The 1,462-nt window shown below is 58.3% G+C and carries 1 protein-coding gene and 1 pseudogene; one reads left to right on the forward strand and one right to left on the reverse strand.

Features of this window, described 5'->3' with window-relative positions; all coding sequences use genetic code 11:
• Positions 1-258 (forward strand): annotated as a pseudogene (locus tag QJT78_RS51180) (hypothetical protein); the annotation flags it as partial.
• A gap of 767 nt (positions 259-1,025) precedes the next feature.
• On the opposite strand, the gene QJT78_RS51185 reads toward QJT78_RS51180, so the two are convergent.
• The coding region (locus tag QJT78_RS51185; protein ID WP_281460876.1) for a condensation domain-containing protein at positions 1,026-1,462 on the reverse strand (437 nt) is incomplete at its 5' end.

The following is a 1,462-nucleotide window of genomic DNA, read 5'->3' on the forward strand; positions in this document are numbered from 1 at the left end:
CTGGAGCAGTCCCATCCGTCGTCATTCGCAATTGCGCAGCTTAGTGCCGGTCGTGCTGACAGTACTCGCCTTGCTCGTGTGACCGCCCGAAACCACGGTGGGCGCGATGACGGTCCAAGAGTTGGTGACCATACTGCAAGCGCTTCCCGACCAAAACGCCCCTTCGAAAGCACCTTCGCTACCGTGCGCCACCGCACCATCCGATCCAAGGGTTGCCTGTCGAACATGACTGCGCTTGCGATGGTCTTCAAACTGATCGATTATTCCCGCTGAAAGCCGCCGCTGCTCCCTAGCTCCCCGACGAACCGTCGATGCTTCTCCAACCATTCAGGTGAACGAGCTGCGATAGCTTGAACGCACACTTGAACGCATTCATCACAAATAGCAGCTGCTCCGTCAGGAGCGGTGACGATCGCAAGAACATGCTGCGCCTCCATTCTACAGAAAGAACAGATTACGTCCGAGGTCATAGTCGCTTCTCATTCCTGTGATGGGGACACTGAATAGTACTACCTGCAGGACCGAGTCGCGAGCTATCGCCGAATTTTGGTGACCGCCGGGGCCGGTCAGGCGGCGGCGGTTGTGGGCTGACGGTCGGTCGGCTTGGCGATGACCTCGATCCCGTCTTGAATGTCATGAGGGAGTCTCAATATAGACTATATCTACTCCCGATCTGTCAAGACACTCCGCCTTACACACGGCTTCTCTTGCTCAACCTTGAACCGGAAAATACTTCCGGCTAAACCCCGTTCGATGACATCTAATCGTGTAGGCACAGATCTCACTCCGTTGAGAGCGACAGTATATCCCTGTTCCTGTAACAGTACGGCCGACCATTTTTGGTAGGTCCATCGGGCGCGTTTGCGTCATCACCGGGGTTATTGAGCGTCAGACCGACTTTCTAAAACAGAATTGTCAATCCTTTCCGGCGTGCAACACCAAGAACTGGTTATGGCCATCGAGACGGCGCCAGCTTTTCTGCGCGCCCTTGGCTGAGACTTTCTTGTTCGAAGCCGCTCTCCGTTTCAGTCAGCTTCCGGAGCGTGAAAAGCGGGCCCGGATAGTTCTGTTGGCAGCGGATGGGGAGGGTCGTCCTGCCCCGACAGACGCGACAGCACCGCCGCCCAGCCCGCCAGCACCGTCAGGAACAACGTCGTGCCATGCTGCCGGCTCAGCCGCTTCAAGTCCCGCGTCAGATCCGCATCGATGACAACAGGAACACTGGCCCCCGGCAAACGACTGCTGGGCCGGCCGCGCACGGTCCGTCGGCAAGACAAGACGGGCCGTGCCTGACAGGGCGTTGCGCCAATACTTCGCCTGCTTCTGCAGCCGTTCCCCGACAGCCACTGCCGTTGCCAGGCGGCATAATCCGGATACTGGATCGCCAACGGCGGCAAAGGATCGTCCTGTCCAGCCTCGAACGCCCGGTAAAGCCGACTGAGTTCATGCACCAGCACGCCCA

This window comes from Bradyrhizobium sp. Mp27, assembly GCF_029953005.1.
In the GTDB taxonomy this organism is placed as follows: domain Bacteria; phylum Pseudomonadota; class Alphaproteobacteria; order Rhizobiales; family Xanthobacteraceae; genus Bradyrhizobium; species Bradyrhizobium barranii.